Source organism: Dyella sp. 01N448 (assembly GCF_056399225.1).
In genome coordinates this window covers 918,446-935,297 of sequence record NZ_JBFTQX010000003.1, presented here as the reverse complement: position 1 = coordinate 935,297, position 16,852 = coordinate 918,446, and the positions used below count along the sequence as shown (strand labels likewise).

The following is a 16,852-nucleotide window of genomic DNA, read 5'->3' as shown; positions in this document are numbered from 1 at the left end:
GTTCGGGCTTATCCCAGCACGATGCTGCGGGCGTTATCAGGCCATTTTCTTTGGGTTACTTTCGACGCGAAGCTAGTCCCGTGGGATCTTTTGGGCCAGCAAAAGAAAAGTGACTCGAGCGGCGGCAGCCGATCGAAACGCCCGCCGCGTAGGCGGCACGCTGGCGGTAACGCGACAACCGCAGCGCACCGCATCTGGATCCCGGCCCACGCCAGGATGACGACCCAAAAAATCACCCGGTGATCGCCAACTCCCTAACAACGGTCGTCGCATACGCCCYAGCCGCCAACTCAAAACTCAACTCCAACGCCCCATCCTCCAACCACCGCCAGGACAGGTTTTGCGGAATCATCCGCAACGCCCGACGCTCCTGATCCATCTTCGCCCCCACCAACCCATCGGCAAGATCCGCATTGTCGGCAGCTACGGCGTTCTCCAGCGACGCCACCTCACCCTGCGCAGGCGTCTCGCCACGCCCCCACAACGGCCCCGACGGATGAATATCCCCCGTAGCCAATCGCTGCGACAACGTCGCGTCGAACGGCTCCGGCCCAAACCACGAGCGCGACCCCGCCAGCGACCAGATCTCCCCTTCCATCGGCGAATCCCACGCATCGCGCTCAACACGCGCAGCCAGCACAGCATTGAAAATATGCGAGCGTGCAGCCGACAACAGGAAGTGTCGCTTGTCGCGATCCACGCGCCGCCCGGCAAACATCGCACGGGCCTGCGCCACGTTGCCTCCCTCGCGACCAAACCGCTGCTCGCCGAAATAATTGGGCACGCCACGCTGCGCGATCTGCTTGAGGATCTGATCGGCCACCGCTCGATCACCGTCGACCTGACGCAACACCAGCACGAAGCGGTTGCCACGCAGCGCGCCGCGCTTGAGCTTGCGCGTATGACGCGTCGCCGCCAGCACCTTCACGCCCTCGGCGGCAAAGGTCGACCAATCGGGATCAGGCTTGCCCGCCAGCTGCACGGAGAAGGTCTGGCGCGTCACCGCATGGCGATCCTTCAGTCCCGCATAGCCCACGTTGAGCGGCGGAATGCCGGCGAACTTCGCGAGTTCGCGCGCCACCCAGTCGGTGTTCGCGCCACGCTTTTCCACCCATAGCAAGGCATGTTCACCTTCACCGTCGGCGTCGTAACCCAGAATTTCCTCGACCTGAAAGTCTTCGGGCGCACTGCGCAGCACGGCGGTCAGCGGCGGGTTGCCATAGGCATAGGGCAGTTCGAGATCGGACATGGGACTCCACCGGCGGGACCGGCAACAAAAAGAAGAAAAGCGCGGGGGCGCATTACATCAGGAACAGCGTGGCGAGACCGAGAAAGATGAAGAAGCCGCCCGAATCGGTCATGGCGGTAATCAGCACGCTGGAGCCCAGCGCGGGATCGCGCCCCATGCGCATCATCAGCAACGGGATGCCGACACCGCAGAACGCGGCCAGCACGAGGTTGAGCGTCATCGCGGTGGTCATCACCAGGCCTAGCGGGAAATTGCCGTAAAGCCACCACGCCACGGCACCGATCACGCTGCCCCACACCAGGCCGTTGATCAGGGCCACGGCGATTTCCTTGCGCCACAGCCGCCGCGCACTGGCGGCGGTGATCTGATCGAGCGCCAACGCGCGCACGATCATGGTGATGGTCTGGTTGCCCGAATTGCCGCCGATGCCGGCCACGATGGGCATCAGCGTGGCCAAGGCCACGAGGTGCTGGATGGAGCCTTCGAACAATCCGATCACGCGCGATGCGATGAATGCCGTGACCAGGTTGATGGCCAGCCACGCCCAACGGTTGCGGATCGACTTCCACACCGAGGCGAACACGTCTTCCTCTTCGCGCAGACCGCCGCGGTTCAAGGCCTCGCTTTCGCTCTCTTCACGCAGCACGTCGACCATCGCATCGATGGTGATGCGGCCGATCAGGTGGCCATTGCCATCGACCACCGGTGCGCTGACCAGGTCGTAGCGTTCGAACGCCTGGGCGACTTCATACGCGTCATCGGTGGGATGGAACGTGTTGACGTCCGGCGCCATCACCTCGCTCACGCGCTTCTCGGGCGAGGTCACCAGCAACCAGTTCAGCGGCAGCACGCCGGTGAGCAGGTTCTCGTGGTTGATCACGAACAGCTTGTCGGTCTGCGCGGGCAGCTCGTCGAAACGGCGCAGGTAGCGCAGCACGGTTTCCAGGCTTATGTCGTCGCGGATGGTGACCATCTCGAAATCCATCAGCGCGCCGACCTGATCGTCCGGATACGACATCGCGGCCTGCACGCGCTCGCGCTGTTGCGCATCGAGGCTGGCCATGAGTTCGGGCAGCACTTCGCTGGGCAGGTCGTCGACCAGGTCGGCCAGTTCATCCGCGTCCAGCGGTTCGACGGCCGCGAGGATCTCGTGGTCGTCCATGTCGGCGATCAGCGATTCGCGCACTGCATCAGAGACTTCGAGCAAGATCTCGCCATCGCGATCGGCCTTCACGCGCTGCCAGACGGCCAAGCGGTCGACCAACGGAAGCGCTTCGAGCACGTAGGCGATATCGGCCGGATGCAGCGCATCGAGCAGGCGTTGCAGCTCGACCTGCGCTTCGCGGAAGCCCTGGTCGCTGTCGGGTTCCGGCAGCTGGCCGAGGCCGCGCAGTCGCCGCAACAGGTCGGCAATGTTGTCCAGCTGATCGTGTAGACGCGAGGCCGAACTGCGGCCTCCTATCTCGCTCATGCCAGGACCAGCAGCACGCAGGCTTGCGCCGCAATGCCCTCGCCGCGGCCGGTGAAGCCGAGCTTTTCGGTGGTGGTGGCCTTGATGCTGATGCGGCCGAGTTCGCAACGCAGCTCCTCGGCCACGGCCTCGCGCATCGCCAGCGAGTGCGGACCGACCTTGGGCGCTTCGCAGATCACGGTGACATCGGCGTTGCCCAGCGTGTAGCCCTGTTCGCGCATCAGCTTGGCGGCATGACGGAGAAAGACGCGGCTGTCGGCATTGCGCCACTGTTCCTGGCTGGGCGGGAAATGCCGGCCGATATCACCCAGCGCCAGCGCACCGAAAATGGCGTCGCACAGCGCATGGATCACCACGTCGCCATCGGAGTGCGCCACCACGCCGTGGGTGTGCGGCACGCGCACGCCGCCCAGCATCACGTGATCGCCTTCGCCGAAAGTGTGGACGTCGAAGCCCTGTCCGATGCGCATCATGGGTACTCCTTGGAGCCTCGCGGGCTCATTTCATACGCGACAACAGGAACTCCGCAAGCGCGAAATCCGTTGCCGTGGTGACCTTGATATTGTCTTCGGCGCCCTCGACCAGCAATGGCGCGAAGCCGGCGCGCTCCATCGCCATGGCCTCGTCGCTCACCGTCACGCCGGCAGCGTAAGCCGCCTTCAGCGCGGCCGAAAGCTCGCCGCGACGGAACATCTGCGGGGTGAAGGCGCGCCAGCGATGATCGCGTGGTTCGGTGACTTCGCTGCGTCCCGCGTCATTGGCTCGCTTGAGCGTATCGCGCAGTGGTGCTCCCAGCATGCCGCCGCCGGCAGGCATGCCCAGATCGAGCAGACGCGTGATGTCGCCTTCGCGCACGCAGGGGCGTGCTGCGTCGTGTACCAGCACGAAACCGTCGTCGCTTACTTCGGGTGGCAAGGCGCGCACGCCGGCGAGCACCGAGTCGCAACGCTCCGCACCGCCCAACGTGGTGAGCACGGGTTTGCCGTAGAGAAGATCGACACCCGGCCAGTGACCGTCGTTGTCGCCCAGCACCACCATCAGGCCGGCGATGCGGGGATGCGACGCCAGCCGCTCCAGCGTGTGCAGGATCAGCGGCCGGCCGGCCAGCGGCAGGTATTGCTTGGGGATGCTGCCACCAACGCGCGTGCCGCGCCCCGCCGCCGGCACGACGCACCAGAGCGGCGCGTTCATGGGTTGCCGTTGGTGGAGGTTGCGGACGCGGGCGCCTGCGTGGCGCCCGGCTTTTCAACGACCTGGTAGAACGTCTCGCCTGGCTTGATCAGGCCAAGCTCGGCGCGGGCGCGTGCCTCGACGGCTTGCTCGCCGTGCTTGAGGTCGCTCACATCCGCGCCCAGCGCCTGGTTGCGCTGGGTCAGCTTGTCGTTGTCCTCGCCCTGTTTTTTCACGGCGGCACGCAGCGTTTCCACGCCGTGCACGCCGCCCGTGCCGCTCCACAGTTTTACCTGCAGAGCGATCAGGACCAGGACCAGGATCAGGGCAACCCAACGCAGCATCGGCGTAGTGCGCTCCTATCAGCCCGGCAGCTTGGCCAGGTTCGGGAACGCGTCGCGACCGGCATAGCGCGCGGCCGAGCCCAGAGCCTCTTCGATACGCAGCAGCTGGTTGTACTTGGCCACGCGATCGGTGCGGCACAGCGAACCGGTCTTGATCTGGGTGGCGGTCGTAGCAACAGCGATATCGGAAATCGTGGTGTCTTCCGTTTCGCCCGAGCGGTGCGAGACGATCGCTGCGTACTTGGCCTTATCGGCCATGGCGATGGCTTCCAGCGTTTCGGACAGCGTGCCGATCTGGTTGACCTTGATCAGGATGGCATTGGCGATCTTCTTGTCGATGCCTTCCTGGAAAATGGTCGGGTTGGTGACGAACAGATCGTCGCCGACCAGCTGGATGTTCTGGCCGAGCTTGTCGGTCAGGTGCTTCCAGCCGTCCCAGTCGCCCTCACCCATGCCGTCTTCGATGGTGACGATGGGGTACTGCTTGGCCCAGCTGGCCAGCACGTCGACCCACTGTTCCGGCGTGTAGACCTTGCCTTCGCCTTCCAGGTCGTACTTGCCGTTCTTGAAGAATTCCGAGCTGGCCACGTCGAGGCCGAGCAGGATCTCGCTGCCCACCTTGTAGCCGGTCTTGCCGATCGCTTCGAGGATGGTGTCGAGCGCTTCGATGTTGGAACGCAGGTCCGGCGCGAAGCCACCTTCGTCACCCACCGCCGTGTTCAGGCCCTTGCCCTTGAGCACGCTCTTGAGCGCGTGGAAGATTTCGGCGCCGGCGCGCAGCGCCTCGCTGAAACTGGACACGCCCACCGGCAGCACCATGAATTCCTGCACGTCGACGTTGTTGTCGGCATGCGCACCGCCGTTGATGATGTTCATCATCGGCACCGGCAGCGAACCGGGCTTGCCAGTGGTGCCGTTGATGCTGGCGAGGTACTGCCACAGCGGCTGGCGGTTCTGCGCCGCAACGGCATGCGCGGCAGCCATCGAGACGCCGAGGATGGCGTTGGCGCCCAGCTTGCCCTTGTTCGGGGAGCCGTCGAGGTTGATCAGCTTGGCGTCGAGACCGCCCTGGTTGGCGGCGTCAAAGCCCTTCAGCGCGCTCGCGATGGCGCCGTTGACATTGCCAACCGCGTTCTTGACGCCCTTGCCCAGGTAGCGGGCCTTGTCACCGTCGCGCAGCTCCACCGCTTCGCGCGAACCCGTCGATGCACCGCTCGGCACGGCAGCGCGGCCAAAGCCGCCGCCGGCCAGCGTCACTTCCGCTTCAAGCGTGGGGTTGCCGCGGGAATCGAGGATTTCACGTGCGTGGATGCGGGTGATTTCGGTGCTCATGGGATCCGTTGCTTGATGAGGTGAATGAAGCGAGGGGGAGACATCCTGCCTGATCTGCGGGGGATGCGCTTCATTCGCCTCCCCCGAGGCGGATCAGAGCCGTTACAGCGTGTCTTCGAGGAACCGGTGGCGCTTGGTGACCTGATCGAGTTCGAGCAGGGTTTCCAGCAGCGCTTCCATCTTGTCCAGCGGCCAGGCATTGGGGCCGTCGCTGAGCGCCTTGGAAGGATCGGGATGCGTTTCGGCAAACAGGCCGGCCACGCCCACCGCCACCGCGGCACGCGCCAGCACCGGCACGAATTCGCGCTGACCGCCCGAGCTCGTGCCCTGCCCGCCCGGCAACTGCACCGAGTGGGTGGCATCGAACACCACCGGGCAGCCGGTATCACGCATCACGCTGAGCGAGCGCATATCCGACACCAGGTTGTTGTAGCCGAAGCTGGCGCCGCGCTCGCACACCATGATGTCGTTGTTGCCGACGGCCTTGGCCTTGTCGGCCACGTTCTTCATCTCCCACGGCGAGAGGAACTGGCCCTTCTTGATGTTCACCGGCTTGCCGGCGCGCGCCACGTTCTGGATGAAGTCGGTCTGGCGGCACAGAAAGGCCGGCGTCTGCAGCACGTCGACCACGGCGGCCACTTCGTTCATTGGCGTGTATTCGTGCACGTCGGTGAGCACGGGCACGCCGAGCTGGCGCTTCACTTCGCCCAGGATCTTCAGGCCTGCTTCCAGGCCGGGGCCGCGGAAGCTGTTGCCCGACGAGCGATTGGCCTTGTCGAAGCTGGACTTGAAGATGAAGTTGATGCCGAGCCGGCCAGTGATTTCCTTAAGCTTGCCGGCGGTGTCCATCTGCAACTGCTCGGACTCGACCACGCAAGGGCCGGCGATCAGGAACAGCGGCTGGTCCAGGCCGACCTCGAAGCCACACAGCTTCATGCGACCGACTCCTTCGCAAGACGCTCGCCTTCGCGCACTGCCTTGAACTCACGGGCGGCCTGCACAAAACCAATGAACAGCGGATGGCCGTCGCGCGGGGTCGAGGTGAACTCCGGATGCGCCTGGCAGCCGAGGAACCACGGATGCTTCTGCTGCGGCAGCTCGACGATCTCGACCAGCAGGTCATCCATCGACTTGCCCGAGATCACCAGGCCGAGGTCTTCGAAGGTCTGGCGGTAGCGGTTGTTGAATTCATAGCGGTGACGATGGCGCTCGCGCACCACGTCCTGGCCGTACAGCTCGCGCGCCAGCGTGCCGGCCTTGAGGCGGCATTCCTGCGCGCCCAGGCGCATGGTGCCGCCCAGGTCGGAGCGCTCGCTGCGCTGCTCGACTTCGCCCGTGGCGGTGGTCCACTCGGTGATCAGGCCGATCACCGGATCGGGGCTGTTGCGGTCGTTTTCGCTGGAGTCGGCTTCGGTCAGACCCGCCACGTTGCGGGCGAAGTCCACCACGGCTGCATGCATGCCGTAGCAGATGCCGAAATACGGCACGCCCTTCTCGCGGGCGTACTTGGCCGCCAGCACCTTGCCTTCGAAGCCGCGCTTACCGAAACCGCCCGGCACCAGGATGGCGTCGGCATTGCCCAGCGCCTTGGCGGCGCCTTCGGCTTCGACCTGCTCCGAATCAACCCAGTTGAGATTGACGCGGGTCAGCTGCTTGATGCCGCCATGGCGCAAGGCCTCGCCCAGGGACTTGTATGCGTCCTTGTGCTCGACGTACTTGCCGACGATGGCCACGGTGACCTCGTCCTTGGGATGCTCCACCGCTTCGACGGTACGCACCCACGAGGAAAGATCCGCCGGGCCGACCTGCAGGCCCAGGCGCTTGACCACGATCTCGTCGAGGCCCTGCTTGTGCAGCCACAGGGGCTGCTTGTAGATGACGTCCACGTCGGCCGCGCTGATCACGGCGTTCTCGGGCACGTTGGTGAACAGCGCGATCTTGCGGCGCTCGCCATCGGGCAGCGGCTGCTCGCAACGGCACAGCAACACGTCCGGCTGGATACCGATGGAGCGCAGCTCCTTCACCGAATGCTGGGTCGGCTTGGTTTTGATCTCGCCGGCGGCCTTGATGTAGGGCACCAGGGTCAGGTGCATGAACATCACCTTTTCCGGGCCGTGCTCGATGCGCAGCTGGCGGATCGCCTCCAGGAACGGCAGCGACTCGATATCGCCCACGGTGCCGCCGATCTCGACCATCGCCACGTCGTAGCCGCGGGTGGCCTCATGGATGCAGTGCTTGATCTCGTCGGTGATATGCGGAATCACCTGCACGGTGGCGCCCAGATAGTCGCCCCGGCGCTCCTTGCGGATCACCGATTCGTAGATCTTGCCGGTGGTGATGGAGTTCTTGCCCGTCAGGCGCGTATTGACGAAGCGCTCGTAGTGACCCAGGTCCAGGTCGGTCTCGGCACCGTCGTCGGTCACGTAGACCTCGCCGTGCTGGAAGGGGCTCATGGTGCCGGGATCCACATTGATATAGGGATCGAGCTTCATCATGGTGACCGAGAGGCCACGCGCTTCCAGGATGGAAGCCAGCGACGCCGCGGCGATGCCCTTGCCAAGAGAGGACACCACACCGCCGGTGACGAAAATCAGGGGGGTCATGGGATGCAGCCGTGCTGGAAATCGGCATTTTAGAGGAAGAACGGTTCTACCGCGAGGGTTTGCGGTGGCTAAATGACTGGGGCGTTCAAGTTGGGGGCTTTTGCCCGTCATTCCGGCGCAGGCCGGAATCCAGTAGCGGGACGGCGCGGTTTTAGCGACAGCAGTGGCGGCGGCAGGCTAAGACCGGGCCTTGCCGCTACTGGATTCCGGCCTGCGCCGGAATGACGGGCTAAAAACAACAAAGGCGCCCGAGGGCGCCTTGGTCGTCACGCAGCAGCCCCGGCTTACTCCACCGGCACCATCTGCGACGTCGGGTGCATCATGTTCACATTCATGTTGTGCAGCACCCACAGCGAGCCGACCACCACGATGGCCAGGATCAGCAAGGTGAACAGCATGATGGCGAGGTTGCCGCGCTGCGAGGGCGAGGTGCCCATGTGCAGGAAGTAGACCAGCTGCACGATCAGCTGGGCCACGCCGAACACGATGATGCCGGGCATCATCAGGTCGTGCGGGACCTTGCCGCTCATGACTACGCCGAACGAGGCCAGGGTCAGCACCACCGACAGCACGAAGCCGATCAGGTAGGACTTGGTGCTGCCGTGGGCGGCGTCGTGATGGGCCGCGTCGTGGGGGGAATGATTGGCGGACATCAGATGGCCCCCCGCAGGTAGACAAAGGTGAAGACGCAGATCCAGACGATGTCCAGGAAATGCCAGAACAGGCTCAGGCAGGACAGACGGCGACGGGTCGCGTCGGTCAGGCCGTAGCGGCGCATCTGGTCCATCATCACCACCAGCCAGATCAGGCCGCAGGTCACGTGCAGACCGTGGGTGCCGACCAGGGTGAAGTAGCTGGACAGGAACGCACTGCGGCTCGGACCGGCGCCGTCGGCGATCAGCTTGGCGAACTCATGCACTTCCATGCCGATGAAGCCGGCACCAAACACGAAGGTCACCGCCAGCCACGCCAGCAGCTGGTTCTTCTTGCCGGCGTGCATGGCGAGCATGGCCATGCCGAAGGTGACCGACGAGATCAGCAGCAGCATGGTCTCGCCGAGCACGTACGGCAGTTCGAACAGCTCCTTGCCGCTGGGGCCGCCGGCGGTGGCGTTGCCCAGCACGGCGAAGGTCGCGAACAGGCCCGAGAAGATCAGGCAGTCGCTCATCAGATAGATCCAGAACCCCAGCAGGGTCTTGGATCCATCGTCGTGGTGATGGGCATCTCCCCCGTGGGAGATGCCGTCGAGCGCGCCGTGGGCGGCGCTTACTGCAGGACTGCTCATGACTTACGCCACCTTCTGACGCTGCGGCGCCGCCACCGGAGCCACCTGCGTGGTCTGGAACTGCTTGAGCTGGGCGTGACGCGAACGCTCGATGCGCTCCACTTCGGCCGCCGGCACCCAGTAATCGACGTCGCGGTCGTAGGCGCGCACGATGAAGGACGCAATCATGCCGAGCAGGCCGATCGCCGCCATCCACCAGATGTGCCACACCAGGGCAAAACCCAGGACCGTACCGAACGCGCCCATGACCACACCGACGCCGGTGTTGCGGGGCATGTGAATGTCTTCGTACTTGGCAGGTTGCACGTAGGCGACTCCGTTTTGTTTGTCTTCCCAGAACTGGTCCAGTTCACGGACCTGGGGGAGCGTTGCAAAGTTGTAGAACGGTGCGGGCGAGCTGATCGACCATTCCAGGGTGCGGCCACCCCACGGGTCGCCGCTGGGATCGGTGAGCTTCTTGCGGTCGCGCACGCTGACGTAGAACTGCACCAGGATGCAGAAAATGCCGGCCGCGATGATCGCCGCGCCGATGGCGGCGACGATCAGGTAAGGCTGCCAATCGGGGTTCGCATAGTGGTTCATGCGACGCGTCATGCCCTTGAGGCCGAGGATGTACAGCGGCACGAAGGCCACGTAGAAACCGACCAGCCAGCACCAGAACGACGCCTTGCCCCAGGCCTCGTTCAAGCGGAAGCCAAACGCCTTGGGAAACCAGTAGTTGATCGCCGCCAGGCAGCCGAACACCACGCCGCCGATGATCACGTTATGGAAGTGCGCGATCAGGAACACGCTGTTGTGCAGGACGAAGTCCGCACCCGGCACCGCCATCAGCACGCCGGTGACGCCGCCCACCACGAAGGTAACCATGAAGCCGATCGTCCACAGCATCGGCACGGTCATTTCGACGCGGCCGCGGTACATGGTGAACAACCAGTTGAACAGCTTCGCGCCGGTAGGCACCGAGATGATCATCGTCATGATGCCGAAGAAGGCATTGACGTTGGCACCCGAACCCATGGTGAAGAAGTGGTGCAGCCACACCAGGAACGACAGCACGCCGATCGCCGAGGTGGCGTACACCATCGACTTGTAACCGAACAGCGGCTTCTTGGAGAACGTGGCGACGATTTCCGAGTACGCGCCAAAGCACGGCAGCACCAGGATGTAGACCTCGGGGTGGCCCCAGATCCAGATCAGGTTCACGTACATCATGGCGTTGCCGCCAAGATCGTTGGTGAAGAAGTGCATGCCGAGATAACGATCAGCCGTGAGCAGCGCCAGCGTCACCGTGAGGATCGGGAACGCGGCCACGATCAGGATGTTGGTGACCAGCGCCGTCCAGGTGAACACCGGCATCTTCATCAGCGTCATGCCGGGCGTGCGCATCTTCATGATGGTCACGATGAAGTTGATGCCGCTCAGCGTGGTGCCCAGGCCGGATAACTGCAGTGCCCAGATGTAGTAATCGACGCCAACCGTTGGACTGTAATCAAGCCCCGACAGCGGCGGATACGCCAGCCAGCCGGTCGCGGCGAAGTCGCCGACGAACAGCGACACCATCACCAGGAACACGCCCGACAGGAACAGCCAGAAGCTGAGCGAGTTGAGGAACGGATACGCCACGTCGCGCGCGCCGATCTGCAGCGGCACGACCATGTTCATCAGGCCGGTGATCAGCGGCATCGCCACGAAGAAGATCATGATCACGCCATGGGCGGTGAACACCTGATCGAAGTGGTGTGGCGGCAGGTAACCGGCCGAATCGGCCGCAGCCGTCGCCTGCTGCAAACGCATCATCAGCGCATCGGCGAAACCGCGCAGCAGCATGACCAGCGCCACGATGATGTACATGATGCCGATCTTCTTGTGGTCCACCGAGGTGAACCACTCCTTCCACAGGTAACCCCACAGACGGAACTTGGTAAGAGCCGCGAGCATCGCCAGGCCGCCAAGGATGACGGCGGCGAGCGTCACCATCACGATCGGCTCGTGATAGGGAATCGCGTCAAGGGTGAGCTTTCCAAACATGGCTTACTTCTCTGCCTTGGCCGGGGTGATGTTCGAGGACACGCTGTTCGACAGCGGGGCGCCCCCGTCCTGGTGTTCGTGCATGTCCATCTGCATGCTTTCTTCCGGCGCGTCGTGGTGCATGTCCATCGACATCGCTTCGTGCGTGCCGGCGTCATGCGACATGCCGTCCATGTGTTGGTTGAGCACGCTGGAGAACAAGCCGTTGCTGACGTTGCCGTAGTAGGCAACCGGCGTCTTCTCGCTGGGCTTGGCCAGCGTCTTGTAGCTGTCGGCGTCGAGCGTGGTCGGCGTGGCCTTGGCCTTGGCGATCCAGTCCTTGAAGCCATCTTCCGAGGTGGCGATGGCCTTGAAGTGCATGTCCGAGAAGCCTTCGCCGCTGAAGTTGGTCGACAGGCCGTCGTACGCACCCGGCTCGCGGGCGATCAGGTGCAGCTTGGTTTCCATGCCCGCCATCGCGTAGACCTGGCTACCCAGCTGCGGGATGAAGAAGGCGTTCATCACCGAATCGGAGGTGATCTGGAAGTTGACCGGGCGATCGACCGGGAAGGCCAGCTCGTTGACCGAAGCCACGCCGTATTCCGGATAAACGAACAGCCACTTCCAGTCCATCGACACGACCTGCACCGTCACCGGCTTGGCCTCGGACTCCAGCGGCTTGTACGGATCGAGCGCATGCGAGCTCGTCCAGGTGATCACGGCCAGGATGGCCACGATGATCGCGGGGATGGTCCACACCACCACTTCGATCTTGCTCGAGTGCGACCAGGTCGGCGCGTAGGTGGCCTTCTTGTTGGCCTTGCGGTAGCGCCAGGGGAACCACAGCGTCATCGCGATCACCGGAATGGCCACAATGGCCATCAGGCCCAGCGCGATCAGGATGAGGGACTTCTCCTGGGAACCCACGTCGCCCTTGGGCGTGAGGACTTCCAAGTTGCAACCGCTGAGCAACACAGCGGCGCCAACGCCTGCGTAGCGCAAGCGCGAAATAAGGGCATGCATGTTCACTGACTACCTGGGGTACAGCGTGGGGACGGGCGGCATGGTAGCGATTTGTCCGAGCGTTTTCGCCTCCTAGAGACACAATGCCGCACATGCAACATTTTGCGCACGAGGTCGCGACCACTTGACTTGAAAAAGCAAGCTCGCGCACCCGCATTCCATCGTCGACCTTGGTCGACATTTCAGGAAAATCGACGACGCCGCGCCCCTGCTAACATGCGCCGATGGACCTCACCACGCCGATGAAACTGGCCGCCCTGCGGCAAGCCATGCAGCAACACGGCATCGCCGCCTGCCTCGTGCCCAGCGCCGACCCTCACCTTTCCGAATATCTGCCCGCGCACTGGCAGGCTCGCCAATGGCTGTCCGGGTTTACGGGCTCGGCCGGCACGCTGGTGGTCACGGCCGATCACGCGGGCTTATGGACCGACAGCCGCTATTTCGCGCAGGCCGCCACGGAATTGGCCGGAAGCGGCGTCGAACTGATGAAGCAGCGCGTGGCGCATGCGCCGGAACATATCGAGTGGCTGCTCGAGCGCTTGAGCGAGGATCAGGTGCTGGCTGTTGCCGGCGACAGCTTTTCGTTGTCCGCAGCGCGGCAGCTTGAGCGGCGCCTGGAACGCAACGGCGCAAAGTTGCGCACGGATCTGGACCTGCCGGGGCTGATCTGGCCGGATCGTCCCGCTCTGCCCGCTGCGCCGGTGGTGGAACATCCGGCCCGCTACGCCGGCCAGCCACGTAGCGACAAATTCGGTCGCCTGCGCACCGCCATGCGCAAGCTGGGAGCCACTCATCATCTGGTGTCCAGCCTCGACGACATCGCCTGGCTGACCAACCTGCGCGGCAGTGATGTGGAGTGCAACCCGGTGTTCCTCGCGCATCTATTGGTGCAGGCCGAAGGACACGCCACCCTGTTCGTGGATCGGGGCAAGCTCAGCGACGCCCTGGTGCAGGCGCTCCACGCCGACCAGGTGCGCATCGCCGATTACGCGACGGTGACCGATGCGCTGGCCGAACTGACCGCGCAAGATCGACTATTGCTGGACGGCAACCGCGTTGTGGTGGCCGTGGCGTCGGCGATTCCGGCTGCCGCGCCGCCGATCGAGGCGGCCAATCCGTCGACGCTGTTCAAGGCGCGCAAGACAGAAGGCGAGCTGGAACATGTCCGCGACGCCATGCGCCGTGACGGCGCGGCCCTGGTGCGCGCGTTCCGCCGACTGGAGGAACGCGTCACCGCCGGCATGAAGCAGACCGAGCTCGACGTCGATGCCCTGCTGCGCGAAGAACGTTCCGCACAACCCAATTTCGTCGGCGAGAGTTTCTCGACCATCGCCGGCTATCAGGCCAATGGCGCCCTGCCCCACTACCGCGCCACGCCGGAAGCCCATAGCACGCTGAAGCCGCAGGGCCTGTTGCTGGTCGATTCCGGGGGCCAATACCTGGGCGGCACCACCGACGTCACCCGCGTGCTCGCCCTGGGCGACACCACCGCCGAGCAGCGCCGCGACGCCACTTTGGTCATGAAGGGCCTGATCGCTCTCAGCCGCGCCCGCTTTCCCAAGGGTGCCAGCGGCCCGCAGCTTGATGCGCTCGCTCGCGCGCCGCTTTGGGCCAGCGGCATGGACTACGGCCACGGCACCGGCCATGGCGTCGGTTACTTCCTTAATGTGCACGAAGGCCCGCAAGGCATTCGCCCGCCCGCCTCGGGCGCCACCCTGGTGCCGCTGGACCCGGGCATGATCACCTCGATCGAGCCCGGCCTGTACAAGCCGGGCCGCCACGGCATCCGCCACGAGAACCTGGCGGTGGTGATCGAGGCCGACAAGACGGAGTTCGGCGAGTTCTACGCGTTCGAGACGCTCACTTTGTGCCCCTTCGACCGCCGCGCACTGGAGCCGGAACTGCTCAATCCTGAGGAACGGGCCTGGCTGGACGACTACCATGCCACCGTACGCGCCGCGCTGGCGCCGTTGCTGGAAGATGCGGACCTAGTGTGGCTGGAGCGGCACTGCGCGCCACTCTAGACGCCACAACCTCCTTGTAGGAGCGCACTTGTGCGCGACCCGGCCTTCGGCCGGGCCGGTTCGCGCACAAGTGCGCTCCTACAAAGGGACGCTTGACCTTCCCGCCCCCGGCAACCCATCCTCCCCGTCTTAGCCAACCCGATCCTTCCCCATGAGCAGTCGCTACAACGCCGCCGACATTGAAGTCCTCTCTGGCCTTGACCCCGTCAAGCGCCGCCCGGGCATGTATACCGACACCTCGCGCCCGAACCATCTGGCGCAGGAAGTCATCGACAACTCGGTGGACGAGGCCATTTCCGGCCACGCCAAGACGCTGGACGTAATCGTCCACACCGACGGTTCGGTGGAAGTGAGCGACGACGGCCGCGGCATGCCGGTGGATATCCATCCGGAAGAAGGTGTGCCGGGTGTCGAGCTGATCCTCACGCGCCTGCATGCGGGCGGCAAGTTCTCCGGCAAGAACTACAACTTCTCCGGCGGTCTGCACGGCGTGGGCGTGTCGGTGGTCAATGCGCTGTCCAACCGCGTGGAAGTCACCATCCGCCGCGACGGCAACGAATACCGCATGGCGTTCGAAAACGGTGACCGCGCCAGCGATCTCGACATCATCGGTTCGGTGCCGAAGAAGAAGACCGGCACCACCGTGCGCTTCTGGGCTGACCCGAAATACTTCGACTCGCCGAAGATCTCGCTGTCGAAGCTGCGCCACCTGCTGCGCGCCAAGGCGGTGCTGTGCGCAGGCCTGAGCGTGAAGCTCACCGACGAGGCGACCGGCGAAGTCAACGAGTGGTACTACGAGGACGGCCTGCGCGATTACCTGCGCGACGAGCTGGACGGCGCGGAAGCGATTCCCGCCGAACTGTTCGTGCACCATATCCAGCGCGAAGCGGACGGCCTCGACGTCGCCCTCGCCTGGCTGCCGGAAGGCGAGCTGGTGCAGGAGAGCTACGTCAACTTGATTCCCACCGCGCAGGGCGGCACGCACGTGAACGGCCTGCGTTCGGGTCTCACCAATGCGATCCGCGAGTTCTGCGACATCCGCAACCTGCTGCCGCGCGGCGTGAAGCTGGCGCCGGAAGACGTGTGGGAGCGCCTCGCCTTTGTGCTGTCGACCAAGCTGCAGGACCCACAGTTTGCCGGCCAGACCAAGGAGCGCCTGTCCTCGCGCAACGCCGCGGGCATGGTCGAGAACGTCATCCACGACGCTTTCAGCCTGTGGCTCAACCAGCATGTGGATCTGGGCGAACGCATCGCGCAGCTCGCCATCGAGCGCGCCAGCGCCCGCCTGAAAGCTGCCAAACAAGTCGTCCGCAAGAAGATCACCCAAGGCCCCGCCCTGCCCGGCAAGCTGGCCGACTGCACCGCCACCGACCTCACCCGCACCGAGCTGTTCCTGGTCGAGGGCGATTCGGCCGGCGGCAGCGCCAAGCAGGCGCGCGACAAGGAATTCCAGGCGATCCTGCCGCTGCGCGGCAAGATTCTGAATACCTGGGAAGTGGAGTCGGGCTCGGTGTTGGCTTCGGAGGAAGTGCACAACCTCGCCGTGGCGATCGGCTGCGATCCGGGCAAGGACGATCTCTCCGGCCTGCGCTACGGCAAGGTGATCATCCTGGCCGACGCGGACTCCGACGGTCTGCACATCGCCACCCTGCTGAGCGCGCTGTTCCTGCGCCACTTCCCGTCGCTGGTGCGCGAGGGCCATGTCTTCGTCGCCATGCCGCCGCTGTTCCGCGTGGATGTGGGCAAGCAGGTGTTCTACTGCCTGGACGAGAACGAGAAGAACGCGATGCTCGAACGCGTGCAGCGCGAGAAGATGAAGGGCCAGGTCAACACCACCCGCTTCAAGGGCCTGGGCGAGATGAATCCGCCGCAGCTGCGCGAGTCCACCATCCATCCCGACACGCGCCGCCTGGTGCAGCTCACCGTGGATGGTGACGACGGCACGACCAAGCTGATGGATATGTTGCTGGCCAAGAAGCGCGCCAGTGATCGCAAGGCGTGGCTTGAGGAAAAGGGCGATCTGGCGACGCTCGAGGTCTGAGTCCGCTCACCCAGCTGCAGACCGCTGCTTGTCTGTGGGAGCGCACCCTGTGCGCGACAGCCACGCCCGGGTGTATCGCTCCGTAGGTTTGTCGCGCACAGGGTGCGCTCCCACAAAGATCCGCATTCCAGATTCTGCGCACCCCTTGTAGGAGCGCACTTGTGCGCGACCGCAGCGCGGAGGTGTACCGCTCCGTAGGCTGGTCGCGCACAAGTGCGCTCCTACAAAGAGCGGGCTGGCTGTGGCCCTGAGGGGTTCCGAGGCGCCACGGCCTCGATCGTTCGCTTGCCCCAGCGCAACTAC

The 16,852-nt window shown here is 64.5% G+C and carries 14 protein-coding genes; 2 read left to right on the top strand and 12 right to left on the bottom strand.

From position 1 onward, the window contains the following. Positions 1-232 precede the first annotated feature (232 nt). The 12 genes from truD to cyoA form a co-directional block, all read right to left on the bottom strand. Positions 233-1,249 carry a tRNA pseudouridine(13) synthase TruD gene (gene truD / locus AC1DKY_RS08450; RefSeq protein ID WP_477179897.1) on the bottom strand — a complete coding sequence of 339 codons (1,017 nt, stop codon included), beginning with the start codon at positions 1,247-1,249 and terminating at the stop codon, positions 233-235. Between the two features lie 52 nt (positions 1,250-1,301). Continuing rightward, on the bottom strand, positions 1,302-2,720 hold the full coding sequence (mgtE, locus tag AC1DKY_RS08445) for a magnesium transporter (protein ID WP_441603368.1): 1,419 nt from the start codon (positions 2,718-2,720) through the stop codon (positions 1,302-1,304). Further along, entirely contained in the window at positions 2,717-3,190 is a 474-nt protein-coding gene (ispF, locus tag AC1DKY_RS08440; protein ID WP_441603575.1) for a 2-C-methyl-D-erythritol 2,4-cyclodiphosphate synthase, read from the bottom strand. Before ispF ends, mgtE begins: the two co-directional genes overlap by 4 nt. A gap of 28 nt (positions 3,191-3,218) precedes the next feature. Continuing rightward, the gene (gene ispD / locus AC1DKY_RS08435; protein ID WP_441603369.1) at positions 3,219-3,911 is read right to left on the bottom strand and encodes a 2-C-methyl-D-erythritol 4-phosphate cytidylyltransferase; all 693 of its coding nucleotides are present in this window, start codon (positions 3,909-3,911) and stop codon (positions 3,219-3,221) included. Then, positions 3,908-4,234: a cell division protein FtsB gene (gene ftsB, locus AC1DKY_RS08430; RefSeq protein WP_204635621.1), complete on the bottom strand. Its 327-nt coding sequence runs from the start codon at positions 4,232-4,234 to the stop codon at positions 3,908-3,910. The genes ispD and ftsB overlap by 4 nt, the downstream gene beginning before the upstream one ends. A gap of 18 nt (positions 4,235-4,252) precedes the next feature. Next, positions 4,253-5,566, bottom strand: coding sequence for a phosphopyruvate hydratase (gene eno / locus AC1DKY_RS08425; RefSeq protein WP_441603370.1), 1,314 nt, complete (start codon positions 5,564-5,566; stop codon positions 4,253-4,255). 102 nt (positions 5,567-5,668) lie between these two features. Beyond that, complete coding sequence (kdsA, locus tag AC1DKY_RS08420; RefSeq protein ID WP_441603371.1) at positions 5,669-6,502, bottom strand: 3-deoxy-8-phosphooctulonate synthase; 834 nt, start codon at positions 6,500-6,502, stop codon at positions 5,669-5,671. Further along, a complete protein-coding gene (locus AC1DKY_RS08415) occupies positions 6,499-8,169 on the bottom strand; it encodes a CTP synthase (protein ID WP_441603372.1) in 1,671 nt (556 codons plus the stop codon). Before AC1DKY_RS08415 ends, kdsA begins: the two co-directional genes overlap by 4 nt. A 284-nt stretch (positions 8,170-8,453) precedes the next feature. After that, the gene (cyoD, locus tag AC1DKY_RS08410) at positions 8,454-8,822 is read right to left on the bottom strand and encodes a cytochrome o ubiquinol oxidase subunit IV (RefSeq protein WP_441603373.1); all 369 of its coding nucleotides are present in this window, start codon (positions 8,820-8,822) and stop codon (positions 8,454-8,456) included. Beyond that, positions 8,822-9,454, bottom strand: coding sequence for a cytochrome o ubiquinol oxidase subunit III (gene cyoC / locus AC1DKY_RS08405; RefSeq protein ID WP_441603374.1), 633 nt, complete (start codon positions 9,452-9,454; stop codon positions 8,822-8,824). Before cyoC ends, cyoD begins: the two co-directional genes overlap by 1 nt. A 3-nt stretch (positions 9,455-9,457) precedes the next feature. After that, positions 9,458-11,482: a cytochrome o ubiquinol oxidase subunit I gene (gene cyoB / locus AC1DKY_RS08400; RefSeq protein WP_441603375.1), complete on the bottom strand. Its 2,025-nt coding sequence runs from the start codon at positions 11,480-11,482 to the stop codon at positions 9,458-9,460. A 3-nt stretch (positions 11,483-11,485) separates the two neighbouring features. After that, positions 11,486-12,484 carry a ubiquinol oxidase subunit II gene (gene cyoA, locus AC1DKY_RS08395; RefSeq protein ID WP_441603376.1) on the bottom strand — a complete coding sequence of 333 codons (999 nt, stop codon included), beginning with the start codon at positions 12,482-12,484 and terminating at the stop codon, positions 11,486-11,488. A 224-nt stretch (positions 12,485-12,708) separates the two neighbouring features. On the opposite strand from cyoA, the gene AC1DKY_RS08390 reads away from it, so the two are divergent. Both AC1DKY_RS08390 and parE read left to right on the top strand, forming a co-directional pair. Continuing rightward, complete coding sequence (locus tag AC1DKY_RS08390; RefSeq protein ID WP_441603377.1) at positions 12,709-14,508, top strand: aminopeptidase P family protein; 1,800 nt, start codon at positions 12,709-12,711, stop codon at positions 14,506-14,508. 151 nt (positions 14,509-14,659) lie between these two features. Continuing rightward, on the top strand, positions 14,660-16,549 hold the full coding sequence (parE, locus tag AC1DKY_RS08385; protein ID WP_204635612.1) for a DNA topoisomerase IV subunit B: 1,890 nt from the start codon (positions 14,660-14,662) through the stop codon (positions 16,547-16,549). Positions 16,550-16,852 lie beyond the last annotated feature (303 nt).

Bases quoted from the DNA above. Each gene is read 5' to 3' on its own strand.
- mgtE (WP_441603368.1), bottom strand. From the start codon at position 2,720: ATGAGCGAGATAGGAGGCCGCAGTTCGGCCTCGCGTCTACACGATCAG.
- ispF (WP_441603575.1), bottom strand. From the start codon at position 3,190: ATGCGCATCGGACAGGGCTTCGACGTCCACACTTTCGGCGAAGGCGAT.
- ispD (WP_441603369.1), bottom strand. From the start codon at position 3,911: ATGAACGCGCCGCTCTGGTGCGTCGTGCCGGCGGCGGGGCGCGGCACG.
- ftsB (WP_204635621.1), bottom strand. From the start codon at position 4,234: ATGCTGCGTTGGGTTGCCCTGATCCTGGTCCTGGTCCTGATCGCTCTG.
- eno (WP_441603370.1), bottom strand. From the start codon at position 5,566: ATGAGCACCGAAATCACCCGCATCCACGCACGTGAAATCCTCGATTCC.
- kdsA (WP_441603371.1), bottom strand. From the start codon at position 6,502: ATGAAGCTGTGTGGCTTCGAGGTCGGCCTGGACCAGCCGCTGTTCCTG.
- AC1DKY_RS08415 (WP_441603372.1), bottom strand. From the start codon at position 8,169: ATGACCCCCCTGATTTTCGTCACCGGCGGTGTGGTGTCCTCTCTTGGC.
- cyoD (WP_441603373.1), bottom strand. From the start codon at position 8,822: ATGTCCGCCAATCATTCCCCCCACGACGCGGCCCATCACGACGCCGCC.
- cyoC (WP_441603374.1), bottom strand. From the start codon at position 9,454: ATGAGCAGTCCTGCAGTAAGCGCCGCCCACGGCGCGCTCGACGGCATC.
- cyoB (WP_441603375.1), bottom strand. From the start codon at position 11,482: ATGTTTGGAAAGCTCACCCTTGACGCGATTCCCTATCACGAGCCGATC.
- cyoA (WP_441603376.1), bottom strand. From the start codon at position 12,484: ATGCATGCCCTTATTTCGCGCTTGCGCTACGCAGGCGTTGGCGCCGCT.
- AC1DKY_RS08390 (WP_441603377.1), top strand. From the start codon at position 12,709: ATGGACCTCACCACGCCGATGAAACTGGCCGCCCTGCGGCAAGCCATG.
- parE (WP_204635612.1), top strand. From the start codon at position 14,660: ATGAGCAGTCGCTACAACGCCGCCGACATTGAAGTCCTCTCTGGCCTT.